This is a genomic window from Nocardia sp. CY15, from assembly GCF_009829295.1.
GTDB lineage: Bacteria > Actinomycetota > Actinomycetes > Mycobacteriales > Mycobacteriaceae > Nocardia > Nocardia sputi.
In genome coordinates this window covers 256709-281643 of the sequence record NZ_VUOT01000001.1, presented here as the reverse complement: position 1 = coordinate 281643, position 24935 = coordinate 256709, and the positions used below count along the sequence as shown (strand labels likewise).

Below are 24935 nucleotides of genomic sequence, written 5' to 3'. Positions count from 1 at the left end.
GCGTCATCGTCCGGATCGCCGATACCGCCGCGCCGCCGCGCGGCTTGCCGGCCCGCCTGGACGGGCGGCAGAGACGCGGCGTCGCGGGGATGGCGTCGGTCGTCGTCGCGCTGCACGTCCTCGGGTGGTCGGCGCTGCTGCTGGTGGTGGTGCCCGGCGGGTACGTCGTGGACGGTGCGGTGTTCGGCGTCGGCCTCGGCGTCACCGCCTACACACTCGGCATGCGGCACGCGTTCGACGCCGACCACATCGCCGCGATCGACAACACCACCCGCAAGCTGGTCGCGGACGGGCGCAAGCCGCTGTCGGTCGGGTTCTGGTTCTCCCTCGGGCACTCCACCATCGTTTTCGTCCTCGTCGCGCTGCTGGCGTTCGGCGTCAAGGCGCTGGCCGGGAACCTGCGCGACGACGACTCCGGGCTGCACCGATGGACCGGTGTTCTCGGCACCGGCATCTCGGGGAGCTTCCTGCTCGCCATCGGCCTGTTGAATCTGGTCTCGCTGATCGGGATCTGGCGAGTGTTCCGCGGGATGCGTCGCGGGACATACGACGAGGCCGAGTTGCGGCAGAAGTTGAACGACCGGGGCGCCCTGCAGCGGGTGATCGGACCGCTTACCCGGGCGGTGCGCGCGCCGTGGCAGATGTACCCGGTCGGGCTGCTGTTCGGCCTCGGCTTCGACACCGTCACCGAGGTCGGCCTACTGGTGATGGCGGGCGGCGCGGCGGCGACCGACCTGCCGTGGTACGCGATTCTCGTCCTGCCCGTGCTGTTCTCGGCGGGGATGACGCTCTTCGACGCCCTCGACGGGGCGTTCATGAACTACGCCTACGGGTGGGCGTTCGCGGGGCCGTTGCGCACCGTGTACTACAACATCGTCGTCACGGGCCTGTCGGTCGCCGTGGCCCTGTTGATCGGAGCGCAGGAGATGATCTCGTTGCTGACCGCCGAACTCGGCATCGCCGACGGTCCGTTGGCATGGGTCGGCGGATTGGACCTCGGCGCCATGGGATTCCTCATCGTCGGGCTGTTCGTGCTCACCTGGGCGGTGGCGGTCGCGGTGTGGCGTTTCGGCCGGCTGGAGCAGCGGTGGTCGCCCGGGCCCGTCGGTGAAAGGCCCTGCTGATGACCGGCAGCGGCGCGGAGATGTTCGCCCGGTACGCCTACGCGCCCAATCGGCTCGGCTACTGCGGTCCGCCCGACGCGGCCGCCCTGCGGGACGGCTCGGAAGACCAGGTGCGCGCGGTGGCGCGCCGTTTCACCGGGGCGTGGCCCTACCTGCGCGTGATGGCGCGGATGACCGGGATCGCCGATCCACTCGACCGCCGCCTCGTCGAGTCCTATTGGCTGGGCGGCGGAGTGGGCGCGGAACTGGACGCAGGCGAGTTCACCGCCGAACTGCTGGCACTGCTCGGCCCCGTCGCCGGTGGATATTGGACGTACTTGACCCCGGAGCTGGCCGAGGAGGCCGCGGCCAATCACTGCTTCCACGTTTTCGGCGTATACCCGTGGTCGCGGCTGTTGCGGCACGGCAACGATCATCCCTTGCGCGTGCTCGACAGCTGCCGGATCACCTGGGGGACCGTGCTGGACCGTACCGGCGCACAGGTCGTGCTGCGCTACCGCGAACTCGACTGGGACGGAGAGCGTCTCGCGCTCTCGGCGGAAACGTCTCGAGCCGTTCCGATCCACGTGGACGGGTATGCGGCGGTGCCGGATGTCGCGGTGGGGGAGCGGGTCGCGGTCCATTGGGGGCGGCTGTGCGGCCGCTTGGACGACGCCCAGGTGAGCGCTCTGGCGGCGGGTACGGCGCGTCAGCTCGAGCTCACCAACCGACGGATGGCCGCACGACGATGAGGCTCGCGGCCGGGCACCGGAACACGCGACGGCCGCGCGAGTTACCGCGCGGCCGTGGCACTGTCGCCCTTTCGGACCGTCAGATCTTGCGGATGACGGTGACGACCTTGCCCAGGATCTGGGCGTCGTTGCCGGGGATCGGCTCGAAGACCGGGTTGTGCGGCATCAGCCAGACGTCTCGGCCGGTGCGTTTGAAGGTCTTCACCGTGGCCTCGCCCTCGATCATCGCCGCGACGATGTCGCCGTTGTCGGCGACGTTCTGCTGCCGCACGACCACCCAGTCGCCGTCGCAGATCGCCGCGTCGATCATCGATTGGCCGACGACCTTCAGCAGGAACAGGGAACCGTCGCCGACCAGTTCGCGTGGCAGCGGGAACACGTCCTCGACCGCTTGTTCGGCCAGGATCGGGCCACCGGCGGCGATGCGGCCGAGCACGGGGACGAACGTGGGAACGGGCCGTTCGACGTCCACGGTGACATCGCCGTCGTCCACGGCCGCGACCGGCAGGCTGGTCACCGACCGCACCACCTCGTCCAGACCACGGACGTCGACGGCGCGGGGCCGGTTCGGGTCGCGGCGCAGATAGCCCTTGCGCTCCAGGGCGCGCAGCTGATGGGCGACCGACGAGGTGGACGTGAGGCCGACGGCGTCGCCGATCTCCCGGATGCTCGGCGGGTAGCCGCGCTCGCTCACCGAGGTGCGGATCACCTCCAGCACTCTGCGTTGACGCACGGTGAGATCCGCCCCGCTACCCGCCGCGTCGGCGCCGCTTTCGGTCGCGTCTCCCGTGTCGTCCGTCTGCCTCACCGCAACCGCCCTTTCCTGCTGTGCCCGGCCGGTTCGTGCCCGGCATGTGTCCTCGTGGCCTGTCGTGTCTTCGGTTCTTCGAATCTAGTCCGGTCACGCGCCGGGATCAAACATCTGTTCGACGCATGTCGGGTGTTCCTGCTGACTTTGTCGTCCGGGCGTGGTAGAAATCGAACACCAGTTCTTCGAACATGTGAGCGAATGACTACGGAACATGTGTTCGACTACGAGTCCGGCTCGAACGGCGACGGAGCACCCACCACGGAGGTTTGTCCGATGAGCACTGCGATCAGCGATACCACTCCATCCACCGATGCGACGGGCGCCGAACTCGATCGCCGCGTCATCGATCTCGACCCCGCGCGCGACGATCTCGGATACGAGTCCGTCCAGCGGTTGCTCCGCGGCGCCGCCCGCGCACGGGCGCTGACGCCCGCGTATCGGTCCGCGGTCGATCGGCGCCCGCCCGGCGCGCGGCCCGGTGGCGGCATGGTCGACTACGACCGGGCGCCACGAATTTCCGCGCCACGGCGAGGCTGTGGCGACCATCCGATGCGCCGGGTCGAACAGGCGCAGATCGGCTTCGCGGTGCTCGCCGTCGCCGCGCTGCTCACCGCCCTCGTGGTGGTGGGGTTCATCGCCTTGGCGCACGTGCGGGCGGGCGACTGGAGTGAGGGCCAGGGCGCTTCGGTCCCGGCGGCGGTGGAGGGCTCGGGTATGCCGGGCGGTGGGAATCCCCGCTGAGGAAAGGAAGTCCGGCCTCCCGCGAGACGCGATGGGCCTGCACACCGGTGACCTGGCGCCCGCCACATCGATATGGGAGCCGACTCCGTCGTCGCCCAGGCCGCCCTCGGCGAGGCGTTCCGCGACTGACTCGCCCGTGGTCGCCTCGCCGCCTGGTGGCCGGGCCTACGGGCGCGGACCTGACCGGCCTGGCGGATCGCCGGATGAGGAAGCCGACAGCCGGGGTGAGTGCGACGATCCGGGAACCCGGACGGGTATCCTCGAAGTGTTATGCAGGTGTTCCGCGTGTCGCACGAGGAACACCTGGTGCCGGGGTATAGACCTCTGTACACGGGCTCGCCGGGCCGATCGCCGCGATCGGCGCCCGGTCCGGACGCGAGCACGCGCATCGACGAAGGATTTCTCGGATGCATTGCCCGTACTGCCGACACCCCGACTCGCGGGTGGTGGACTCGCGCGAGGCCGACGAAGGCGCGGCCATCCGCCGTCGCCGCGCGTGCCCGCAGTGTGGGCGGCGATTCACCACGGTGGAGACCGCCATCCTGTCGGTGGTCAAGCGTAGCGGCGTCACCGAGCCGTTCAGTCGCGAGAAGGTCATCCGTGGTGTGCGCCGGGCATGCCAAGGTCGTGAAGTCGACGACGACGCGCTGAACCTGCTCGCGCAGCAGGTGGAAGACGCGGTGCGCGCCAAGGGATCTCCGGAGGTGCCCAGCCACGAGGTGGGCTTGGCCATCCTCGGCCCCCTGCGCGACCTGGACGAGGTGGCCTACCTGCGGTTCGCCTCGGTGTACCGGTCGTTCACCTCGGCCGAGGACTTCGAACGCGAGATCCGCGAGATGCGCCGAGCGCGCGCCGAGGCCTTGTCGGCCGCCGACTGACTCAGCGCCGGACCGCGGCGATCGCCTTCTCGATGCGCTTGGCGGACACCGGAAACGGGGTGCCGATCTTCTGTGCGAACAGGCTGACGCGGAACTCCTCGATCATCCACCAGATCTCGGTGACCGGGGGCGCATGTCTGCGGTTCTCCGGTAGCGACCCGAGCAAGCGGTCGTAGGCGGCCAGCACCCGATCGAGTTCGGCCATGCCTTGCCGATCGCGAACGGCCGAGCCGGGCAACGCCTCCAGCCGCGCCACCGCGGCCTGGAGATAGCGGGGTAGCTCGCGCAGCCTGGCCGCGCCGGTTTCGGACACGAAACCGCGGAACACCAGATTGTCGAGCTGGTGGCGGACGTCCTCGGCGATATCGCCCTCGCTCGTCCGCGCGAGCGCGACCGAAACCTGGTGAGCGCCGGCGAGAATCGGCACGACCGAGCGCACGAAACGAGCGACGGCGGAGGCGAAATCGGGACGGATCCGGGCGACGAGCGCGTCGAACTCCGCCGGGTCGCGCACCGGTCCGCCCGCCGCGGTGAGCAGCTCGTCGGCGGCGGCCGCGCGGCAATCGTCGAGCAGCGCCTCCAGCGAGCCGTACGGATTCTGGCTCAGGGCAAGACGATCCGCGGGCGAGAGGCCCGCGGTGGCGGTGCGGGCCGACACGGGCAGCGCGTGCAGCAGCAGCGCCCTGGTGCCGAGGCGCATCGCGGCGGCCTGCTCCGTGGCGGAGCTGAGCACCCGGACCGCGACGCCGTCGCCTTCGGCGACGAGTGCGGGGTACCCGGTGACGGTCTGCCCGGCGACCTCGCGCCGCACCGTCGGCGCGAGCGTGCCGAGCGATTCGGAGGTCCACACCGTGGCCGGCGGGCGTTCCACGCCCGCGGTTGCCCGGGCGACCGACGCGGAGACCTGCTCGGCGAGTTGGGTTTTCAGCGCGCCGAGGCTCTTGCCACGCGCGAGTGTGGCGCCGTCGCTGTCGACGGCCGCGAAGGTCATGCGCAGATGATCGGGCAGCGCGGAGACGTCGAAGTCGGTGGGGGCGATCGAGACCGAACCCAGCTTGGACAGCTCGCGCGCCAGTCCGGCGCGCAACGGCTCCGCGCGCGGGGTCAGCGCCGCCAGGGCGGCTGCGGCGAAGTCGGGGGCGGGAACCACGCTGCGGCGCAACGTCTTCGGCAACGTCTTGATCAGCGCGGCGGCCAGCTCGTCGCGCATGCCCGGCACCAGCCAGTCGAAGCCGACGGCGCGGACGTGCGCGAGCTGTTCCACCGGGATCCGCACGGTGACGCCGTCGTCCTCGTTGCCCGGCTCGAACTGGTAGGAAAGCGGGAAACTGAGCTCGCCCTGGCGCCAGGAGTCGGGGAAGGCTGCCGGATCCAGCGCGGCCGCACCCTCGTTGACCACGGTGGCGGTGGAGAAATCCAGCAGCTCGGGGTTTTCCCGTCGCGCGCTGCGCCACCAGCTGTCGAAATGACGCACCGAGACGATGTCGGCGGGCAGGCGCTTGTCGTAGAACTCGAACAGCACCTCGTCGTCGACCAGGATGTCCCGGCGGCGGGCGCGATGCTCGAGGTCGGCGACGTCCTCGAGCAGTGCGCGATTGCGGTGGAAGAACTCGTGGCGCGTCTGCCACTCGCCCTGCACCAGCGCATGCCGGATGAACAGCTCGCGCGACAACTCGGCGTCGATCCGGCCGTAGTCCACCGGCCTGCCGGTGACCAGCGGGATCCCGTACAACGTGACCCGTTCGTAGGCCCGCGCCGCACCCCGCTTGGCCGACCAGTGCGGTTCGGAGTAGATGCGTTTGACGAGGTCGCCGGCGAGTCGTTCGGCCCACTCGGGCTCGACCTTCGCGGCCATCCGGCCCCACAGCCGCGAGGTCTCGACCAGTTCGGCGGCCATCACCCAGCGGGGCGGCTTCTTCGCCAGCGACGAACCGGGGAAGATCATGAACTTGGCGTTGCGCGCGCCGAGGAATTCCCGGGACTCCGCCTCCCTGACGCCGATGTGCGACAGCATGCCCGCCAGCAGCGCCTGGTGAATGGCGGTGGAATCCCAGGGAAGTCCGTCGTCCGCGGCCGCCGAGTCGGTGGCGGATCCGTCCCGTCCGGTGTCGGACCGCCCGTCGTCCCGGCCGCGCGTGGACCGGCCCCGGCGTGATCTGCCGCCGGACTTGCGCTCCGGTGCCGCCGCGGCGTCTCGGGCCGGTCGCGCGGCAGCGGCCGGGGCAGGGGCTGAGGCGGGGGCTGAGGCCTCTTCTCGGGTCGACCATCCGAGGCCTTTGGTGATCGTGCGCAGCTGCCCGTGCAGGTCCTGCCACTCCCGGATCCGCAGGTAGTGCAGAAACTCCTCCCGGCACAGACGCCGGAACTGGTTGGACGACAAGGACTTGCGCTGCTCACCGAGGTAGTCCCACAGCCGCAGGTAGGCCAGGAAGTCGGAGCCGTCGACGGTGAAGCGCGCGTGTTTGGTGTCGGCTGCCTGCTGCTGGTCCGCGGGCCGCTCCCGGACATCCTGGATCGACAGCGCCGCGACGATGACCAGGACGTCGGCCAGGCAACCGTTGCGCTGGGCCTGCACCAGCATCCGCGCCATCCGGGGATCGACCGGCAGCTGAGCCATCTCGCGGCCGATGGGGGTCAGCGACAGAGCGGCCTCGTCGTCGCCACTGGTGCGTGCGGCGGATTTGCCGTCCCGCCGCGCGAGTGCGCCGAGTTCTTCGAGCAGGGCGATGCCGTCGCGGATGGCCCGGCGATCCGGCGCCTCCACGAACGGGAAGTTCTCGATGTCACCGAGGCCGAGCGCGGTCATCTGCAGGATGACCGCGGCCAGGTTGGTGCGCAGGATCTCGGGTTCGGTGAAGGCGGGCCGTGATTCGAAATCGTCCTCGGAATACAGCCGGATGCAGATGCCGTCGGCGACGCGGCCGCAGCGTCCCGATCGCTGCCGCGCCGACGCCTGGGAGACCGGTTCGATCGGCAATCGCTGCACTTTGGTGCGCATGGAATAACGCGAGATGCGCGCTGTGCCCGGGTCGACGACGTACCGGATGCCGGGCACCGTCAGCGAGGTCTCCGCGACGTTCGTCGCCAGCACCACTCTGCGCCCGGTATGCGGGGCGAACACGCGGTGCTGCTCGGCGGTGGACAGCCGGGCGTACAGGGGAAGGATCTCGGTGCGCGGCAGCTTCAGGTCGCGCAGCGCGTCGGCGGTGTCGCGGATCTCGCGTTCGCCGGACAGGAACACCAGCACGTCGCCGTCGCCCGCGGCGAACAACTCGGTCACCGCGTCACCGATCGCGTCCACCGGATCGCGGTCGACGACGCGGGTGTCCTCGTCGTCTTCGTCTTCGTCTTCGGCGGCGCCGGGAAGCTCCAGGGCGAGCGGCCGGTAGCGGATCTCCACCGGGTACGAGCGGCCGGAGACTTCGACGATCGGGGCTGGGGTGCCTTTCTCGTCGGCGAAATGCCGGGCGAACAGCTCGGGATCGATGGTCGCCGAGGTGATGATCACCTTGAGGTCGGGCCGGCGGGGGAGCAGTTGCTCGAGGTAGCCGAGCAGGAAGTCGATATTGAGACTGCGCTCGTGCGCCTCATCGATGATGATCGTGTCGTAACGGCGCAGCAGCCGGTCGCGCTGGATCTCGGCGAGCAGGATGCCGTCGGTCATCAGCTTGACCAAGGTGCGCTCGGAGGCGTGATCGGTGAACCGCACCGTGTAGCCGACGACATCGCCGAGCTCGGTGCCCAGTTCTTCGGCGATGCGTTCGGCCACGGTGCGCGCGGCCAGCCTGCGCGGCTGGGTGTGCCCGATGGCGCCGCGGATGCCACGGCCGAGTTCGAGGCAGATCTTCGGTATCTGGGTGGTCTTGCCCGAGCCGGTCTCGCCGGCGACGATCACCACTTGATGCTCGGCGATGGCCGCGGCGATGTCCTCGCGGCGGACGGTGACCGGTAGTTGCTCCGGATAGCGGATCTCCGGCACCGCCGCGCGCCGCGCCTCGACGCGCGATTCGGCGGCTGCGATCTCGGCTTCCACCTCGGCCAGGTCGCCACCGCGCGCCCGGTCGAGCCTGCGCCGCAGCCGGTGTTCGTCGCGGAGGGAGAGGTTCGCCAGGCGGGTGCGAAGGTCGCGGGAATCGGGGGCGGCTGTCCTGGTCATTGCATCGACCAGCCTAGCGAAACCCGGCAACGGGTTATTCCGCCAGGCGGTACGGCTGGTAACCGAGTGCGAGCTGCGGGCGTGCGTCCGCTTCGGCGACGTCCGCCGACACGCCAGGATCGGCCTGGGAACGACGGGCGTGCGTACGCTCCGGCGACGTCCGCACGCGAGGATCGGCCGAGGACGGCGGATGCCCGCTCGGCAGGGCGGGCGGCAGTCCGGCGCGGCCGGAGCCCATGGTGGCGTTCGGCCGATCGGCGCCGCGCGGGGCTGGATCGGGATCCGGAAACCGGCAAAGGTGGAGACATGAACGCGCTATGGCATGGCTTTGCCGACATGGGTGCCGTCGAGCGGGACGGTGCGTTCGTGGTCGCTCGCGGGGAGGGCGCCTACATCTTCGACCGAGCGGGCAATCGCTACCTGGACGCGACCGCCGGCCTGTGGTTCGCCAACGTGGGCCACGGGCGCGGCGAGATCGCCGACGCGGTGGCCGCCCAGCTGCGCACCATCGCGCACTACTCCAACTTCGGTGACATCACCGAGCCTGCCACCCAGGAACTCGCCGAGCGGCTCGCCGGGCTGGCCCCGGTGCCGGGCAGCAAGATCTTCTTCACCTCGGGCGGCTCCGACTCCGTCGACACCGCGGCCAAGCTCGCCCGCCGCTACTGGCACGAACTCGGGCAGCCGGGCAAGACGATCGTGGTCGGGCGGCGGATGGCGTATCACGGCATGCACGTGGCGGGCACCGCGCTGGCGGGCATCCCCGGCAACCGCGAAGGTTACGGCGAGCTGATGCCTGCGGCGCGGACCGTCGCGTGGGACGACGCGAAAGCCCTCCTCGCCCTGGTCGAGGACCTCGGCGCGGAGCGGATCGCCGCGTTCTTCTGCGAACCCGTCATCGGTGCGGGTGGAGTGTTCCCGCCGCCGCAGGGCTACCTCGCCGAGGTGCGCCGCATCTGCCGCGACCACGACATCCTCTTCGTCGCCGACGAAGTGGTGACGGGTTTCGGCCGCATCGGCGGAGCGTGGTTCGCCTCGTCGCGTTTCGCGCTGGAACCCGACCTGATGACCACCGCGAAGGGACTGACCTCCGGCTATCTCCCGATGGGCGCGGTCTTCGCCGCCCCGCACGTGGCGGCGCCGTTCTTCGCGGGCGGCGTCTGGTGGCGGCACGGCTATACCTACGGCGGTCACGCCGGCGCCGCGGCCGCCGCGTTGGCGAACCTCGACATCATCGAGCGCGAAGACCTGCTCGAAGCCGCCCTGCGCCTGGAGTCCAGCCTGCATGAACAGCTGTCGGTGCTCGCCGAGCACCCGAGGGTCGCCGAGGTGCGCAGTGGGCTCGGTGCTGTCGCGGCCGTCCAGCTGGCCGACCCCGCCGAAGGGTTGTCGCTGGTGAAAACCCTGCGTGCGCAAGGCATCTCGGGCCGCGCCGCGGGCCAAGGCGCCATGCAGATCTCCCCGGCGTTCGTCATGACCGACGATCAGGTCACCGAACTCGTCGAGGGATTCACCCGCGCGTTGAACGAGGTCTGATCCGCTGCCTTGCCTCACCATCCACGCAGGAACAGCCCGGCGAAAGAACCGGCTCGCCCGACGGGTGTGAACCGCTGATCGGTCTCTGCGGCTTCGCTTCTGGGCCGTGCGGCGCAATCGAAAAGGGCACCCTAACTCGTCTCGGAATGCGAGCATAGAAGTGCGACGACTGTGGTCGCCGTGCTGAGAGGTGGTGGGGTGTGGCGCAGTTCGTGCAGGAGTATGCCGTATTGCGGTGGGTTGTGGTGTCCGCGTTCGTGGTCGCCGCGGTGCTCGTGCTGTCCCGGGTGCTGGCTCCGGCGACGCCGTCGGCCGATCCCGCCGACGCATGCACCGAAACCTCTGTGGCTGGCGATATTTCGGTCGAGCACTCCGAGTCCGACGCCGCGCACCTGGTGATGTGCCTGGTCATGCTCGGCATGCTGCTGTTTCCGTCGGGGGCGAGCCCGCACGCGTTGCGTGGTGTGCTGACGGCGATGACCGTGGTCTTCGCCGGACTGCTGCTGATTCGCGCTGCGGAGTACGCCACACAGGGCAGGCCCCTGCCGATCGATCGGTTGGTTCCGCTCGGTTACCACATCGTGGCCGCCGCGGCGATGCTGTACGCGATGTCCGGCCATACGGCCTCCGGCCACGCGGGCGGACCGGCCGCAGGCCCCGCGCTCGGCCTTGCCGCGCTGTTCCTCCTGGACGCCCTCTTGGTCGCCTTCGCCGCCTGGACCGGCTGGGCGCACACGCATGTGCCGGGGCCGCTGGGGTTGCTGGCGCGTTCCAGCGGATGCGTCGCGGCGCTCACCGGTCCCGCGAAACCGTGGGCTGCGGTGCCGCACGTGGTGATGGACGCGGGCACCGCCTACATGCTGGTCACCATGATTTCGAGCTGACCAATCCGGTCCCCTCCTCATACCGAACCCCTGTCTATGCAGGCACGGGATTCGGCCATGAGCGACGAACACGGTTCTGCTTCACCCCGCCGATTCGTCGATCGGACACGCACGCGAGAGGACTCCGAGGACCCGGCGCTCGGGTGCCCGTTGCCGAGCGGCTACGACCGGTCGCGGGCCGCCCTCGCGCGCCGCGAACTCGTGGCGTTGCTCGCAGCGGCGGGCGCGGGGGATCGTGGCGCGTTCACCGAGTTCTACCAGTTGACCAGCTCGCGGGTGTTCGGGCTGACGGTGCGGATCCTGCGCAGTCACGCCGCCGCGGAAGAGGTGACCCAGGAGGTCTACCTCCAGGTGTGGTCGATGGCCGACCGCTACGACGCCACGCTGGCCAGTCCGGTCGGCTGGCTGATGATGCTCGCGCATCGGCGCGCGGTGGACCGGGTTCGCGCGGAGAGTTCGGCCACCAGCCGCGACCTGGTCTACGCGCACGAGCATCTGGGACGCGCTCACGATGTCGTCGCCGAATCGGTCACCCAGCGCATCGAAGAACAACAGGTGGCCGGCTGCCTGGAGACCTTGACCCCCACCCAGCGCGAAGCGATCGCCTTGGCCTACTACAGCGGGCGCACCTACCGCGAGGTCGCCGATTATCTCTCGGTACCGCTGCCTACCATCAAGACCCGCATTCGGGACGGGTTGAAACGATTGGAGAAGTGTTTGTCCGGAGGACATACCGATGGTTGACACCTCGCCGCGATCGGACGCGGACCTCCTGGATCTGGCCTACCCGTGCGCGCTGGACGCGGTCGCCGATATCGAACGCAGGCATATCGATGCCCGGTTGGCGGCCGCGGACCCGGACGTGCGGCAGGCGTTCTCCGACACCGTGTGGCAGGTGCGCGACATCATGGGGCGCCTGGCGGTGCTCGACGAACTCGCGCCGCCGCCGGAGCTGGAACGCCGCATCCTGGCCGCACTGCCCGACGAGCGGACGGGTCGATCGATCACGCGGATCTCGTCGTGGCGGCGGCCGCTGCGCTGGGCGGTGCCGATCGCGGCCGCCGCATGCGTGGTGATCGGTGGAAGTGTGATGACCGCACAGCTCACCGGCCCGTCGTCGAACCCGGCCGCCGCCGATCAGGCGCCCGTGCGACCGGATGTGCGGACGGTGGACGGATCGTTCGCGGGCGGCGGTCGGCTCGTGGTCGACGCCGCGCCCGCGCTCGGGCGGGCGGTCGTCGTGTTCGACCAGGTCGCGCCGCCGCCGGTGGGGCAGGTGTATCAGGTGTGGCTGATCGGCGCCGACGGGCAGGCCCGCTCGGCCGGGGTGCTCGGCGACGTGCCGTCGACCGCCCGGCCGTTCGTCACCGGTTTCCGGTCGGGCGAAGTGCTCGCGGTGACCGTCGAACCGGACGGCGGCTCGCAGGCGCCCAGCGGCGATCCGCTCGTGGGTGTCACGCTGCCGTGAGCCGGGGCTAGATCTCCACCGGTTGGTCGGCGACGACTCGGCCACCCAGATGCACCCAGCCGTCGGAGTCCCATCGGGTGAAGATCTGCGAGCCTTTGCCCTGGGTGATGACCAGGCCTTTGCGCAGCAGCGCCGTCAATGCCACGGCTGCGGCTCCGGTCGCCTCGTCCTCGGAGATACCCATGGTCGGGGCGAACATCCGTGATCGCATGGCGGCGCGGTGTTCGTCCGTCCATGCCCATAGGTAGTGCGGGCCGCCGGAGAACTCGTCCGGACGCAGTGCGGCCAGTTCCTCGGCGTCCTCCAGCTGATGGAAGGTGAACGGGGGCGCCCATTCGCCGCGAGCGGCGATCCAGGTCAATCCCTCGGTGAGTTCCACGGCCACCGGACCGGCCGGGACATCCAGGGTCCGCACCGGGATGCCCTGAGAGGCGAACCACCACGCGGTCCCCACCGAAGGGTGCCCCGCGAACGGAAGCTCCACGGCGGGGGTGTAGATCCGCAGCGCGACGGTGCCGTCCACCGGCTCCTCGACCACCACGGTCTCGCTGTAGCCTGCCTTGGCCGCCAGCGCCTGCCGATCGGCTGCCACCACGTCGGCCGCCCGCGCGATACCCAGCTCGTTCCCGAACCGCCCGGCAGCGTCGGTGAACACTCGCACCACATCAACCTGTGTGCTCATGCTGGTCGAGCCTACTCGGCTGCCGCGGCCGCGAGCTGTCGTCCAGGCCACATCGGGAACACGGGAGAGGCCCCTGCCGCAGGGCAGGGGCCTCTCTTGGCGGCGAAATCAGATCGTGGCCGCGCTGAGGGCCTCGGTCGACTGCACCGCCTGGCCGACACCGGCCACGATGGCGGCGGCGCGCAGCGATTCGAAGATCACTTCGCGAGAAACGCCCGCCTCGCGCAGGGTGTGTTCGTGTGCCTCGAGGCAGTGCGCGCAGCCGTTGATCGAGGAGACCGCGAACGACCACAGTTCGAAATCGGCCTTGTCGACGCCCGGTGTGCCGATGATCTGCATGCGCAGCCCGGCCCGCAGGTCGTCGTAGCGGCCGCCGAGGAACGCCTTGCCCCGGTAGAACACGTTGTTCATGCCCATGATCGAGGCAGCGCCGAGCGCGGCGTTGTACGCCTCCGCCGACAGGACGTCGGCGGCTTCCTCGGCGATCTCGCGCAGCGTGGTCGTCGACCGGGTCGCGGCCGCCGACGCCAGCAGGGTGCCCCACAGCTGCTGTTCGTTCAGCACGGTGGTGCGCGCGATGGATGACAGGTTGAGCTTGAGGTCCTTGGCGTACTCGGGAAGGGAGTTCTTCAGGTTCTCAATGCTCATTCGGCGATTCCTCTACTCGAAGCGGTCCCGCGGGACCAGGTCGGTTCTCGTTGATGGGTGAAGTACCCCGAAAGTTCGGGTACGGGAAGGGTTTCAGACGCTGGCGGCCAGGAGCTCGGCGGCGTTGATGGTGGGGTCGCCCTTCTTCCAGTTGCAGGCGCACAGCTCGTCGGACTGCAGCGCGTCCAGCACGCGCAGCACCTCGTCGACATTGCGGCCCACGGAACCCGCGGTGACCGAGACGAACTGGATCTCGTTGTTCGGGTCGACGATGAAGGTGGCGCGGTCGGCGACGCCGTCGGCGTTGAGCACGCCCGTGGCCGTGGCCAGTTCGCGCTTGAGGTCCGACAGGATCGGGAAGGGGAGGGTCTTGAGGTCCTCGTGCTGAGCGCGCCACTGGAAGTGCACGAACTCGTTGTCCACCGACGCGCCGAGCACCTGGGCGTCGCGGTCGGCGAACTCGTCGTTCAGCTTGCCGAACGCGGCGATCTCCGTCGGGCACACGAAGGTGAAGTCCTTGGGCCAGAAGAAGATGATCCGCCACTTGCCCGCGTGGTCGTCACTGGTGATCCGGGTGAAGTAGTCGTCGGGCTGCTGAGCGTCGACCTTCGACAGATCACCGCCGATGACCGCGGTGAGGTTGTATGCCGGGAATTGGTCGCCGATGGTCAGCAGGGCCATGCTCATCTCCTCGTCATGTTGGTTTGCTAGCTGTGTTCTGCAGTCTTGCGGGATCTTTGCGGTGACTCGAGCTACCGCCTCGAAACCCGGCACTCACACCGCGGGGGAAAAGCTCACCGGCGATCTTGCCGAAGGGTTGGTAAAAGGTAAAGGTGATCAGTCGCACTACACTGATAGGCGTGACTGATCAGACTTATCAGCCCACCCTGTCACAGCTGCGTGCGTTCGTGGCGATCGCGGAATATCGCCACTTCGGCACCGCGGCCGCCCGCCTCGGTGTGAGTCAGCCCACGTTATCGCAGGCGCTCGCGGCCTTGGAACACGGGCTCGGGCTACAGCTGATCGAACGAAGCACCAGGCGTGTGCTCGTGACCGCCGCCGGGATGCGGTTGCTGCCCAACGCGATGGCGACGCTGGAGGCCGCCGACCGCTTCGTCGCGTCGGCGACCGGCGGCGGCCTCGGCGGCACCTTGCGGATGGGCATCATCCCGACCATCGCCCCGTATGTGCTGCCCGGGTTGCTGCCCGAACTGCGCAAGCGGCTGCCCGACCTGCGCCCGCAGATCATCGAGGATCAGACCGCCCGGCTGCTGGACGGGCTGCGCACCGGTGTGCTGGACGTCGCGCTGCTGGCGGTGCCCACCGAGATGCCCGGCCTGGTCGAGATCCCGCTCTACACCGAGGAATTCGTACTGGTCACACCGCGCGGTCACGAGCTGGCCGGGCGTAGCGACCTCGCGGCGTCGGTGCTGGACGCCCAGCCGCTGCTGTTGCTGGACGAGGGGCACTGCCTGCGCGATCAGACCCTGGAGGCATGCCGCTCGGCCGACGCGCACCCGGCCACCGTCGGCGACACCAGAGCCGCGTCGCTGTCGACCGTGGTGCAATGCGTCGCGGGCGGCCTCGGCGTGACCCTGATTCCGCAGATGGCCGTGGCGGCCGAAACCGCCCGCGGCACACTGGATGTCGCCCACTTCTCCGCGCCCGCTCCCGGCCGCACCGTCGGTCTGGTCTTCCGCACCTCCAGTGCTCGCGCCGACGATTACGAGTATCTGGCCGCTATCGTTCGTGCCCAGCGGCCGATGTAGGTGTGCCGAGCGAGCGCGGCGCGCATCGTGGATGTGGGAGGAGAGGCGAGGTGGAATCGGCGGCGTCGGGAGAAGGCAGGCTCGGCAATCTGTTCGGGTCGGGCCATGCGCTGTTCGTCTATGGCACTCTCCAGTTCCCGCAAGTCCTGCAGGCTCTGCTCGGGCGAGTGCCGTCACTCGAACCGGCTCAGCTGACCGGTTGGCGCGCCGCCGCGCTGCCGCGGCGGATCTATCCCGGACTGGTCGCCGCGGCACAGGGCGTCGCCCGTGGCGCCGTGCTCAGTGGTCTCACCGCCGAAGAGTGGATGGTCCTCGACGCGTTCGAAGACGACGAGTACGACCTGCGCCGAGTGCGCGTAGACGACCGGAGCGCTCCGGTGTGGACCTATGTCTGGACCGTCGCGGCGGATCCTGTGGATTGGCAACGAGAACGGTTCGCCGCGGAGCATCTCGCAGACTTCACCGCTCGCTCCGCGCGCTGGCGCCAGGATCCCGCGAGCTTCTCGGGTGCCCTGGGTCCCGGATGGTCGAGGCCCTGACGCGCCTGGGTTGCTATTTCAAGACGACCGGTCGTATATTGCTGGCATGGCGCGACCTCGACGCAGCGAAGACACCCGGCGGCTTCTGGTCGAAGAGGGTGCCACGGGGTTCTTGACCACCGGCTACCACGGCACGGGGATCAAACAGATACTGGACAAGGTGGGTGTGCCGAAGGGCTCCTTCTACAACTACTTCGACAGCAAGGAGGAATTCGGTCGCGCGATCATCGAGCATCACTCCTTGTGTGTGCAGCGCAATCTGACCGAGGCGTTCGCCGCCGCGCCGGACCCGGTCGGTGGCCTGCGGGGCTTCTTCGAGCGGCTGATGGACGATTTCGTCGCAGCCGAGTTCACCGGCGGTTGCCTGATCGCGAACCTCGGTGGCGAGCTCGAAGGTAGTGAGCTCCTCCGGGAATCGCTGTCGGCGGCATGGGGCGCTTGGCGTGATCGCGTCGCCGAGCAACTCGCGCACGGGCAGCGCCTCGGCCTGATCCGCTCCGACATCGAGGCGGTCGAACTGGCTGACCTGCTGCTCGAATCGTGGGAGGGAGCGGTGATCAGAATGAAGATCGATCGCACCCCCACGCCCCTGCGCAAGTGCCTGGATCGCCTGCTCGGCGACTATTTCCTGCCCTGATTCGACGGCGTCGTACCCCTCCGGCCTCTTCGTACTCATTCGGAGACGACCGGTCGTATCGAACTGAAGGGAAGATATGAACAAGACGGTGATGGTGACCGGTTCCTCCAGCGGAATCGGTCGCGATATCGCACGGGCGTTCGTGGAACGCGGCGACAATGTCGTGATCAACGGGCGCGACGAGCAGAAGCTGGCGCGGGTCGCCGCCGAACTGGGTGTGCCGGATCGAGTCGCCGCGGTGCCGGGCGATATCGGCGAGCTCACGATCGGAGCGGCTCTGGTCCGCGTGGCCGTCGAGCGGTTCGGCGGCGTGGATGTGCTGGTCAACAACGCCGGCATCTTCGGAGCCAAACCATTCGTGGACGTCACCGAGGACGATCTGGACGGCTATCTCAACGGAAACCTCAAGGGCACCTACTTCACCACGCAGGCCGTCGTGCGGCGGTTCCTGACGCAGGCGAGGGGCGGCAGCATCGTGAACATCGGCACGGTGCTGATCGACCACGCCCTCGCCGGTCTGCCCGCCTCGGCGGCCCTGGTCAGCAAGGGTGGCGTACACGCGCTGACCACCGGCCTCGCCGCGGAACTCGCCGCCTACGGCATCCGGGTCAACGCGGTCGCCCCCGGGATCATCCGCACGCCGCTGTTCGGCGACGGTGACGAGCAGGCCTCCGGCAGGCTCGCGCTGTTGAACCGCATCGGCGAAGTCGCCGAAACCACCTCCGCCGTGCTGTATCTCGCCGACGCGGAGTTCACCACCGGACACATCCTGCCCGTCGACGGCGGGTTCATCTCGGGAAGGGCAGCCTAGTGCCATACGTGAACATCAAAGTCACCGACGAGGGCGTGACCCGCGAGCAGAAGGCGCGGCTGATCGAGGGCGTCACCGATCTGCTGCACGACGTGCTGGGCAAAGCGCCGGCGAGCACCTACGTGGTGATCGACGAGGTCGCGCTGTCGAACTGGGGCGTCGGCGGGGTCGACGTCGAGCGATGGCGCGAGCAGCAGCGCGCCTGAACTGATCCGGCCGCTGTTGGCGGTGGACCCGGCGCGGCTGTGACGGGGTGACGAACGCCGGAAGCGCCGGTTCCGATCGGAACCGGCGCTTCCGGCGGTCTCTCTACACCCGCAGTGCGTGCGGTTCGATCGCGCCGCGCACCAGCGCCCGCGCGTCGATGGTCTCGGGTTTGTAGGGCAGCTGCGCAAGGCGATCGGTCATGCTCTCGACCGGGTCGTCGACCGATTCCACCATGCCGAACAGGAACGACCATTCGTGCTCGTCGCTGCCGTAGTGCACGACGGTGCCGAACTGCTCGTGGAAACGCTGCCACGAACGCTTCAGGGTCTCGTTGCGCCACATCGTCGCGCAACCGGCCTGGGCGCTCAGCACACCGCCGGGCGCGAGCAGCGCACGACATCGGGACAGGAACTCCGCCTCGTAGAGCCGGTTGTGCTGCGCGTCCTCGACGCGCTCGTCCGGCAGATCGATCACGATGACGTCGTAGCGGGTGCCCGCCTGCGCGGCCGTGGCCAGGAAGTCCCAGCCGTCGGCGTAGTGCACCCTGATCGGTCCCTCGCCTGCGACCGCGGCGGCCAGCTCGTCGCTGGAGTAGCCGTAGGGCAGGTGCCGGGCGCACAGCTCGACCTCGAGCTGGTCGATGTCGACGTGGTCGACGTGGGTCGCGCCGGCGGCAACCGACATCTGACTGGCCACGCCCTCCCCGGAGCCGATGACGAGCACTCTGTCCAGCTTCTGGGCCAGCACGAAGGCGGGGACCATCATCGCCTCGTGGTAGGTGAGCTGGGAGAACTCGGTTGACTGGCGGTCGTCGTCGGAGAACAGGCTGATGCCCTGCTCGGTCCGCGCGATGACCATGTGCTGGAACGGGGTGTGGGTGTCGACGATCACCTCGTGCAGGTCCCAGATGCGGGTCAGGCCCGCACCCACCGGTTCCTCGATCCGCTGGCTGCCGTGCCCCCGGCGAATGACCTGCATGCGGACGTTTTCGGGAGCCAGGGCATCGCGCAGCAGCTCGACCGCCTTCGAGGCGCCCGCGCCGATGCTGCCGCAGGTGAAGACGTCGACGAAGATGTCGCCGGACTCCGGATAGGTGTGAATCGAGGCGTGGGACTCCGACAACAGCGCGAGGACGGTCACCCCCTGCGGTTCGAACTTCTTGTGTACGACATCGCAGATGGTGACGCCCGCCGCGATCAGAGACTCACGCAACGCCGATTCGAGTCGTTCGAGATCGTCGCAGAGGGCTGCGTCGACACCACCGAACTCGGCCAGCACATGCCAACCGGTGAATTCCGCCGTCATGGGCAAACTCACTCTCGCTCAGCGCCCGAGACATGAACGGTCAAGGGCGGAAAACCATTGAATGACACCGACGAATAGCTCGCGGTATAGGCACCGGTGTCGAGGATTCGAACGCGATCACCGGCTCGCAACGTGGTCGGTAGGAGGACTCGCGTGCGTTGATACAGTACATCGTCGCCGTCGCAGGTCGGACCGGCCACCACCGCCTCGTCGACGGGGTCGCCGTCCCGGTCGGTGACGAACCGGTAGGCGATGTACTCGTTCTCGGTCTCGGCCATACCGTTGTAGCGGCCGATGTCGAGATACACCCAGCGCCGTCCGTCCGGCGCGGTGCGGACGCCGACGACCTCGGCGTGGATCGTGCCCGCCGAACCGACCAGCGCCCGGCCCGGTTCGACGACCAATCCGGTATTCCCGGAAAGGAATTCGGTCGCCGCGTGTTTGATCACGGCGGCGATCTCGGTCGGCGCGGGCGCCGGGTCGGCGTAGGAGATCGGCAGCCCGCCGCCGATGTTCACCCAGCTGACTTGAATGTCTTTGTCCGCCAATGCTTCCACGATCCGCCCCGCCTGTTCGATGCCGATCCGCCACGCGGTGGGATCCAGTTGCTGGGAGCCGACGTGGAAGTACGGCCCGGCGACGACGAGCCCGAGATCCCGCGCCCGGACCAGTAGCCGGAACGCCTCACCCGGGGTGCAGCCGAACTTCGTGCCGAACGGTGTGCGCGACTCCGGCGCCGAGGCGAGGAAGCGGCACTCCACCTCGGAGCCGGGTGCGTGCTCCGCGATGCGCAGCAGGTCGTCCTCGGTGTCGAACGCGAAGCGACGCACCCCTTGGGCATGAGCCAGGGCGATGTGGGCGGCTTTCTTGATCGGGTTGCCGTAGCACAAGCGCTCCGGCGCCACACCCAGCCCGAGGCACAGGTCGATCTCGCCGATGCTGGCCACGTCGAATTCCGCGCCTTCCTCGTCGAGCAGGCGCACGATCTCCGGCACCGGGCTCGCCTTCACGGCGAAACGGATCCTCGTCGGCGCGCCCGTGTCGGCGGACAGGGCGGCAGCGAGCGCGCGGTAATTCTGGCGAACACGCTCCGGATGGATGACAAGGTACGGCGATTCGGGCATAGTTGATCTTTCGCTTGGCAGCGGGGGAGAGAGTATCAGCGGCCCGTACCCAGAAACGAATCCGTCGAAACCTGGGTTCGCCACGCGGTCGCGCACCCCCGTCCTCCTGGCGCGACGGAGCTACTGACCTGCGTGGATGCGGGACCGATGGCCGATGCGGGCTCAGCCGGCGGACACGGTGACGTCGTCGAAGACGACCTCGCCCGCGGCATCGGACTCGGCGAGGTCGACCACCGCGTCGATCGACCAGCCGTGGTCGCCCGCCGGGTCGTCCAGCACCTGCCGGACCTGCCAGAAACCGGGTCTTCGTTCCACCTGGAACAGCTGCGGACCCCTGGCGTCGGGCCCCGTGCCGATCCGCTCGTATTCCGCGTAATAGTCGGCGAACGCCTGCGCCCAATCCGGGCCCGGAGCGAGCTCGGCCAGCTCCTCCCAGCGCCGCAACGCGGCGAGTTCGACGCGGCGGAACATCGCGTTGCGGACCATCACCCGGAACGCGCGCTCGTTGGCGGAGATCGGACGTACCGTTTCGGCGCCGAAGGCGATCTGATCGGCGTCGGTCTCCGCACCCGGGTTGGTCAGTTGCTCCCACTCGTCGAGCAGGCTCGAATCCACTTGGCGGACAAGCTCTCCGAGCCATTCGGTGATGTCGTCGAGCTCCTCGGTGCGCGCCGACTCCGGCACCGTGCGCCGTAGCGCGCGGTAGGCGTCGGCGAGGTAGCGCAGCACCACGCCCTCGGAGCGGGCCAGTTCGTAGAAGGAGATCAGCTCCGCGAAGGTCATGGCGCGCTCGATCATGTCGCGCACCACCGACTTCGGCGCGGGCGCGAACTCCGACACCCACGGGTGCCCGGCGCGGTAGGTCTCGTACGCAGGCTCGATCAGCTCGGCCAGCGGCTTGGGCCAGGTCACCTCTTCGAGCAGTTCCATCCGCTCGTCGTAGTCGATGCCGTCGGCCTTCATTTCCGCGATGGCCTCGCCGCGCGCCTTGTGCTGCTGGGCCATCAGCAGTTGACGCGGATCCTCCAACGTGGATTCGATGAGCGACACCACGTCGAGGGTATAACTCGGAGATTCTTTGTCCAGCAGTTCCAGCGCGGCCAGCGCGAACGGCGACAGCGGCTGGTCGAGGGCGAAGTCGCGCTGCAGGTCGACGGTCAAGCGGGCGCGGCGGCCCTGGGCGTCCGGTTCCGGAAGCTGCTGCACCACCCCGGCATCGCGCAGTGCGCGATAGAGGCGGATGGCGCGCAGGATGTGCCTGCGCTGGGCAGGTCGCGGCTCGTGGTTGTCCTCCAGCAGGTGGCGCATGGCGGTGAAGCAGTTGCCCGGCCTGGCGATCACGTTCAGCAGCATGGCGTTGGTGACCGTGAATCGCGACACCATCGGCTCCGGTTGCGCGGTGACCAAACGATCGAAGGTCTCCTCGCTCCAGGAGACGAAACCCTCCGGCGGTTTGCGACGCTGCACCTTGCGCTGTTTCTTGGGGTCGTCGCCCGCCTTGGCCAGCAACCGGGTGTTCTCCACCTCGTGTTCGGGCGCTTGCACGACGACGGTGCCCATCGTGTCGTATCCCGCCCGCCCCGCCCGGCCCGCGATCTGATGGAACTCTCGCGCCTTGAGCCTGCGGGTGCGCACGCCGTCGAACTTGGTCAGTCCGGTCAGCAGCACCGTGCGGATGGGCACGTTGATCCCGACGCCGAGGGTGTCGGTGCCGCACACCACCTTCAACAGGCCGTCCTGAGCCAGGCGCTCCACCAAGCGCCGGTACTTCGGCAGCATGCCCGCGTGATGCACGCCGATACCGTGCCGGATCAGCCGGGACAGGGTCTTGCCGAACCCCGCCGCGAAACGGAACTCGCCCAGCGCTGCGGCGATCGCGTCCTTCTCGGCCCGCGTCGCGAAGTTCACGCTCGTCAGCGCCTGCGCGCGCTCGAGCGCGGCGGCCTGGGTGAAGTGCACGACGTACACCGGAGCCTGGTGGGTGGTGACCAGCTCCTCGAGAGTCTCGGTGATCGGAGTGCGGGCATAGGAGAAGCTCAGCGGCACGGGGCGCTCGGTGCCCGCGACGATCGCGGTGGAGCGGTCGGTGCGGCGTTCCAGGTCGCGTGCAAAGAAGTCGACCTCGCCGAGCGTGGCCGACATGAGCAGGAACTGGGCGCGCGACAGTTCCAGCAACGGGACCTGCCACGCCCAGCCGCGATCGGGGTCGGCGTAGAAGTGGAATTCGTCCATCACGACTTGGCCGACGTCGGCGGCCGCGCCCTCGCGCAGCGCCAGATTGGCCAGGATCTCCGCGGTCGCGCAGATGATCGGCGCATCCGGATTCACCGCGGCGTCGCCGGTGACCATACCGACGCGGTCGGCTCCGAACACCTCGCACAGGGCGAAGAATTTCTCGCTCACCAGCGCCTTGATCGGCGCGGTGTAGTACGTGCGCAGCCCCTGGGTGAGGGCGAACAGATGCGCCCCGACCGCGACGAGCGACTTTCCGGAACCGGTCGGGGTGGCGAGGATGACGTTGGATCCGGAAGCCAGCTCGAGCAGCGCCTCGTCCTGCGCCGGGTAGAGCGGGGTGCCCTGCTCGGCGGCCCACATCCCGAACGACTCGTAGAGCGCGTCGGCGTCGGTCCCCGGGATGTCGAGCAGTTCGGTCAGATCCACTCCGACCACCCTACGGCCTCGCTATCGGGCACGCGTGCAGGGGCGATCGGGTCCCGACCGCCGCGCGATCAGTCCTGCTCGCTCTCGTCGTCACCCTTGGCGCGGCTCTGCTCGGCGAGGAATCGCTCGAACTCCGCGCCCAGCTCGTCACCGCTGGGCAGCTCGCCGTCGCCCACCAGCAGGCTCGACTGCCGCTCCTGCGCGGTCACGAAGCTGTCGTACTGCCGTTCCAGGGCATGCACGACGGTCTCCACCTCGACGTTGCCGGCGATGTGCTCGTTGACCTGCTCGCGGACGCGTGCGGCGGCCTCGCCGAGGGCGGCCAGCGGGAACTCCAAGCCCGCGTTGTCGGCGACATTCTCCAGCAACGTCTGCGCGGCCTCCGGATAGGCGGTCTGCGCCAGATAGTGCGGGACGTGCACCGAGAAACCGACCGACTCGTGACCGTGCTGCGCCATGCGGAATTCCAGCAGCGAGGAAGCGCTGCCCGGCACCTGGAGCTCGCCCGGCCACCGCTGATGCTCGGAGATGAGGTCGCGGTCGGAGGAATGCGCGGTCACGCCGAGCGGGCGAGTGTGCGGAATCGCCATCGGGATGGCGCTCAGGCCGATGCTGCGGCGCACACCGAGCTGTTCGGCGAGCAGCCGCACCGCGGTGGTGAACTTCTCCCAGCGCAGATCCGGTTCCAGACCTGCGAGCAACAGGAACGGGGTCCCCGCGGTGTCGCGCAACGCCCAGAGGTTGAGCTCCGGCTCGGCGTAGTCGGAGAAATGATCGGTCTTGAACGTCATGAGCGGACGCCGCGACCGGTAATCCAGCAGCTCGTCCACGTCGAACGAGGCGACCAGCTCGCTTTCGAGGCTCTCGCGCAGGTGCGTGGTCGCCAGCCGTACCGCGTGCCCGGCGTCGGTGAAACCTTCCAGCCCGTGCACCAGGACCGGGCCCGCGCCGTCGGCGGACGACAGCTGCGGAGCGGGGAACTCCAATTCGTACATTCGCGACTCGTAGTCCATCGCGTACTCCTTCCTGCGCGGCTCCTGCGGCCCGGACACGTACCTCACGCGCCAGTGTGGTTGCCTGCTCGATGGTTCGCCACCCCTGGTGACAGGGGGAGACGAGCAGTCGTCCGAACCGGGGACCACCGTCCATTGTCCCCCATGCCGGTGACGGTCACCGCGCACGGCCGGACACCGACCCGTACTCCCAGGCAACAGCATCGGTAGCCCGCGCATTCCCGGCCCGGCGGCGTGGCATCGCCGGCTGGACACCCGGAGTTTGGCACAGTGGGGGTGTGACCGTGGCCGATTCGACGCGCAGCCGGCTGGGCTGTGTGGTGCCCCTCGTCTGCGCGGTACTGCTCGCCGGATGCGGGTCGACGGTGCCGGGACGACCGGTCTCGTCGGCGCAGACCACACAGACCACGGTGACCAGGCATGTGAGCGCCGAACTGCCGACGCTGCTGCCGGATCCGGGGCAGTTCCCCCCGCCGTACACGGCGGTGGTGCTGCCGCAGGAGGCCGTCGCTCGAGCGGCGGGCGACCTGGACGGCATCGGCCGCGGCGCGAACGTCGAGCCCGATCGGTGCGTGCCGCCGCACCAGGACTTCGGACCCGATCGCACGGCGATGGCGGTCGGCACGGACGACGCCACGCGCGCCACCCTGACCGTCGAATTGACCCGCACCGATGAGCCGTTGGCGTCCTTGCGCACCAGACTGCAACAGTGCGGATCGGTGCGGGTGACGCGCGCGGGCGCCGCCACCACCGTGACGACCGAAATCACTGCGCCACCGCCGATGGACGCCGACGACGCTCTTTCGCTGCGCAGGACCGTGCGACCGGAGTCGGGAGGCGCCGGGCTGACCCAGTCCATGCGCACGCACGTCGGGCAGATCGAGGACGTGCGAATTTCGGTGACCTACATGTCGTTCGCCGACAGCGAACCGGATATCGCGGCACTGGATGCGCTGTTCGCCACCGCGGTGCGCGAAGTGCGGGAGAAATAGCGGCCCTGGCCGCACAGTAACAGGCGTCACCGACATCGATCGCGATTTCTGACTCCGGGCAGTCGAGTGATACACAGTCAGCGGCGAATTCCACAGGCTCGCCGAATCACCAGGTCGGCGTCCGAGCAGGGCGACCGCGCAGCCGCATGGTCGAAGCATGACCACTTCCGCGAACCCGTTTCCCGCCCCTGAACCTGTCGAGGCCGGGCATACCGACA

The 24935-nt window shown here is 69.0% G+C and carries 23 protein-coding genes; 14 read left to right on the top strand and 9 right to left on the bottom strand.

Annotated features, from left to right (window positions below):
• Nucleotides 1–56 precede the first annotated feature (56 nt).
• Nucleotides 57–1124 (top strand): HoxN/HupN/NixA family nickel/cobalt transporter, encoded by a 1068-nt coding sequence (locus GVY39_RS01350; RefSeq protein ID WP_370523774.1) that lies wholly within the window; start codon nucleotides 57–59, stop codon nucleotides 1122–1124.
• Nucleotides 1124–1855 carry a DUF6390 family protein gene (locus GVY39_RS01345; protein ID WP_159919588.1) on the top strand — a complete coding sequence of 244 codons (732 nt, stop codon included), beginning with the start codon at nucleotides 1124–1126 and terminating at the stop codon, nucleotides 1853–1855. Before GVY39_RS01350 ends, GVY39_RS01345 begins: the two co-directional genes overlap by 1 nt.
• Nucleotides 1856–1934: 79 nt before the next feature.
• Here the strand turns inward: GVY39_RS01345 and lexA are convergent, their stop codons facing one another.
• Entirely contained in the window at nucleotides 1935–2663 is a 729-nt protein-coding gene (gene lexA, locus GVY39_RS01340; protein WP_201295129.1) for a transcriptional repressor LexA, read from the bottom strand.
• 276 nt (nucleotides 2664–2939) lie between these two features.
• Between lexA and GVY39_RS01335 the strand changes: the two genes are divergently transcribed.
• Entirely contained in the window at nucleotides 2940–3407 is a 468-nt protein-coding gene (locus tag GVY39_RS01335) for a hypothetical protein (protein WP_159919586.1), read from the top strand.
• 407 nt (nucleotides 3408–3814) lie between these two features.
• Nucleotides 3815–4285 carry a transcriptional regulator NrdR gene (gene nrdR / locus GVY39_RS01330; protein WP_067808939.1) on the top strand — a complete coding sequence of 157 codons (471 nt, stop codon included), beginning with the start codon at nucleotides 3815–3817 and terminating at the stop codon, nucleotides 4283–4285.
• 1 nt (nucleotide 4286) lies between these two features.
• Here nrdR and hrpA read toward each other — a convergent pair whose 3' ends face one another.
• Nucleotides 4287–8441 (bottom strand): ATP-dependent RNA helicase HrpA, encoded by a 4155-nt coding sequence (gene hrpA, locus GVY39_RS01325; protein WP_159919584.1) that lies wholly within the window; start codon nucleotides 8439–8441, stop codon nucleotides 4287–4289.
• Between the two features lie 306 nt (nucleotides 8442–8747).
• Between hrpA and GVY39_RS01320 the strand changes: the two genes are divergently transcribed.
• The 4 genes from GVY39_RS01320 to GVY39_RS01305 all read left to right on the top strand — a co-directional run bounded on the left by GVY39_RS01320 (nucleotide 8748) and on the right by GVY39_RS01305 (nucleotide 12329).
• Nucleotides 8748–9977: an aspartate aminotransferase family protein gene (locus GVY39_RS01320; protein ID WP_159919582.1), complete on the top strand. Its 1230-nt coding sequence runs from the start codon at nucleotides 8748–8750 to the stop codon at nucleotides 9975–9977.
• Between the two features lie 200 nt (nucleotides 9978–10177).
• The gene (locus GVY39_RS01315; protein ID WP_159919580.1) at nucleotides 10178–10861 is read left to right on the top strand and encodes a DUF5134 domain-containing protein; all 684 of its coding nucleotides are present in this window, start codon (nucleotides 10178–10180) and stop codon (nucleotides 10859–10861) included.
• 57 nt (nucleotides 10862–10918) lie between these two features.
• Nucleotides 10919–11605: an ECF RNA polymerase sigma factor SigK gene (gene sigK / locus GVY39_RS01310; protein WP_236565238.1), complete on the top strand. Its 687-nt coding sequence runs from the start codon at nucleotides 10919–10921 to the stop codon at nucleotides 11603–11605.
• Nucleotides 11598–12329, top strand: a complete 732-nt coding sequence (locus tag GVY39_RS01305; RefSeq protein WP_159919576.1) for an anti-sigma factor domain-containing protein — start codon at nucleotides 11598–11600, stop codon at nucleotides 12327–12329. Before sigK ends, GVY39_RS01305 begins: the two co-directional genes overlap by 8 nt.
• A gap of 7 nt (nucleotides 12330–12336) precedes the next feature.
• On the opposite strand, the gene GVY39_RS01300 is transcribed toward GVY39_RS01305, so the two are convergent.
• From GVY39_RS01300 to GVY39_RS01290, 3 genes are all read right to left on the bottom strand, one after another.
• Nucleotides 12337–13011, bottom strand: coding sequence for a PhzF family phenazine biosynthesis protein (locus GVY39_RS01300; protein WP_159919574.1), 675 nt, complete (start codon nucleotides 13009–13011; stop codon nucleotides 12337–12339).
• Between the two features lie 108 nt (nucleotides 13012–13119).
• The gene (locus GVY39_RS01295; RefSeq protein ID WP_159919572.1) at nucleotides 13120–13659 is read right to left on the bottom strand and encodes an alkyl hydroperoxide reductase; all 540 of its coding nucleotides are present in this window, start codon (nucleotides 13657–13659) and stop codon (nucleotides 13120–13122) included.
• A 93-nt stretch (nucleotides 13660–13752) separates the two neighbouring features.
• A complete protein-coding gene (locus GVY39_RS01290; protein WP_159919570.1) occupies nucleotides 13753–14340 on the bottom strand; it encodes a peroxiredoxin in 588 nt (195 codons plus the stop codon).
• Nucleotides 14341–14519: 179 nt separating this feature from the next.
• Here GVY39_RS01290 and GVY39_RS01285 point away from each other — a divergent pair, with 179 nt between their 5' ends.
• The 5 genes from GVY39_RS01285 (at nucleotide 14520) to GVY39_RS01265 (ending at nucleotide 17621) form a co-directional block, all read left to right on the top strand.
• Nucleotides 14520–15428, top strand: coding sequence for a hydrogen peroxide-inducible genes activator (locus GVY39_RS01285; RefSeq protein WP_159919568.1), 909 nt, complete (start codon nucleotides 14520–14522; stop codon nucleotides 15426–15428).
• Between the two features lie 50 nt (nucleotides 15429–15478).
• The gene (locus GVY39_RS01280; protein WP_201295128.1) at nucleotides 15479–15967 is read left to right on the top strand and encodes a gamma-glutamylcyclotransferase family protein; all 489 of its coding nucleotides are present in this window, start codon (nucleotides 15479–15481) and stop codon (nucleotides 15965–15967) included.
• A gap of 46 nt (nucleotides 15968–16013) precedes the next feature.
• Nucleotides 16014–16604, top strand: a complete 591-nt coding sequence (locus GVY39_RS01275; protein ID WP_201295127.1) for a TetR/AcrR family transcriptional regulator — start codon at nucleotides 16014–16016, stop codon at nucleotides 16602–16604.
• Between the two features lie 76 nt (nucleotides 16605–16680).
• A complete protein-coding gene (locus tag GVY39_RS01270; RefSeq protein ID WP_159919566.1) occupies nucleotides 16681–17415 on the top strand; it encodes an SDR family NAD(P)-dependent oxidoreductase in 735 nt (244 codons plus the stop codon).
• 8 nt (nucleotides 17416–17423) lie between these two features.
• Nucleotides 17424–17621, top strand: coding sequence for a 4-oxalocrotonate tautomerase family protein (locus GVY39_RS01265; RefSeq protein WP_223513090.1), 198 nt, complete (start codon nucleotides 17424–17426; stop codon nucleotides 17619–17621).
• A 103-nt stretch (nucleotides 17622–17724) separates the two neighbouring features.
• Here GVY39_RS01265 and speD read toward each other — a convergent pair whose 3' ends face one another.
• From speD to GVY39_RS01245, 4 genes are all read right to left on the bottom strand, one after another.
• Nucleotides 17725–18927, bottom strand: coding sequence for an adenosylmethionine decarboxylase (gene speD, locus GVY39_RS01260; protein ID WP_159919562.1), 1203 nt, complete (start codon nucleotides 18925–18927; stop codon nucleotides 17725–17727).
• A gap of 8 nt (nucleotides 18928–18935) precedes the next feature.
• A complete protein-coding gene (locus GVY39_RS01255) occupies nucleotides 18936–20051 on the bottom strand; it encodes a type III PLP-dependent enzyme (protein WP_159919560.1) in 1116 nt (371 codons plus the stop codon).
• A gap of 162 nt (nucleotides 20052–20213) precedes the next feature.
• Entirely contained in the window at nucleotides 20214–22712 is a 2499-nt protein-coding gene (locus GVY39_RS01250) for an RNA helicase (RefSeq protein WP_159919558.1), read from the bottom strand.
• Between the two features lie 68 nt (nucleotides 22713–22780).
• Complete coding sequence (locus GVY39_RS01245) at nucleotides 22781–23725, bottom strand: PAC2 family protein (protein WP_159919556.1); 945 nt, start codon at nucleotides 23723–23725, stop codon at nucleotides 22781–22783.
• A 278-nt stretch (nucleotides 23726–24003) separates the two neighbouring features.
• On the opposite strand from GVY39_RS01245, the gene GVY39_RS01240 reads away from it, so the two are divergent.
• Entirely contained in the window at nucleotides 24004–24717 is a 714-nt protein-coding gene (locus tag GVY39_RS01240) for a sensor domain-containing protein (RefSeq protein ID WP_159919554.1), read from the top strand.
• Nucleotides 24718–24935 lie beyond the last annotated feature (218 nt).

Coding starts and splice junctions, on each gene's coding strand:
- GVY39_RS01335 (WP_159919586.1), top strand. CDS start 2,940: ATGAGCACTGCGATCAGCGATACCACTCCATCCACCGATGCGACGGGC.
- nrdR (WP_067808939.1), top strand. CDS start 3,815: ATGCATTGCCCGTACTGCCGACACCCCGACTCGCGGGTGGTGGACTCG.
- hrpA (WP_159919584.1), bottom strand. CDS start 8,441: ATGACCAGGACAGCCGCCCCCGATTCCCGCGACCTTCGCACCCGCCTG.
- GVY39_RS01345 (WP_159919588.1), top strand. CDS start 1,124: ATGACCGGCAGCGGCGCGGAGATGTTCGCCCGGTACGCCTACGCGCCC.
- GVY39_RS01320 (WP_159919582.1), top strand. CDS start 8,748: ATGAACGCGCTATGGCATGGCTTTGCCGACATGGGTGCCGTCGAGCGG.
- GVY39_RS01305 (WP_159919576.1), top strand. CDS start 11,598: ATGGTTGACACCTCGCCGCGATCGGACGCGGACCTCCTGGATCTGGCC.
- GVY39_RS01295 (WP_159919572.1), bottom strand. CDS start 13,659: ATGAGCATTGAGAACCTGAAGAACTCCCTTCCCGAGTACGCCAAGGAC.
- speD (WP_159919562.1), bottom strand. CDS start 18,927: ATGACGGCGGAATTCACCGGTTGGCATGTGCTGGCCGAGTTCGGTGGT.
- GVY39_RS01275 (WP_201295127.1), top strand. CDS start 16,014: ATGGCGCGACCTCGACGCAGCGAAGACACCCGGCGGCTTCTGGTCGAA.
- GVY39_RS01300 (WP_159919574.1), bottom strand. CDS start 13,011: ATGAGCACACAGGTTGATGTGGTGCGAGTGTTCACCGACGCTGCCGGG.
- GVY39_RS01270 (WP_159919566.1), top strand. CDS start 16,681: ATGAACAAGACGGTGATGGTGACCGGTTCCTCCAGCGGAATCGGTCGC.
- sigK (WP_236565238.1), top strand. CDS start 10,919: ATGAGCGACGAACACGGTTCTGCTTCACCCCGCCGATTCGTCGATCGG.
- GVY39_RS01245 (WP_159919556.1), bottom strand. CDS start 23,725: ATGGACTACGAGTCGCGAATGTACGAATTGGAGTTCCCCGCTCCGCAG.
- GVY39_RS01255 (WP_159919560.1), bottom strand. CDS start 20,051: ATGCCCGAATCGCCGTACCTTGTCATCCATCCGGAGCGTGTTCGCCAG.
- GVY39_RS01290 (WP_159919570.1), bottom strand. CDS start 14,340: ATGGCCCTGCTGACCATCGGCGACCAATTCCCGGCATACAACCTCACC.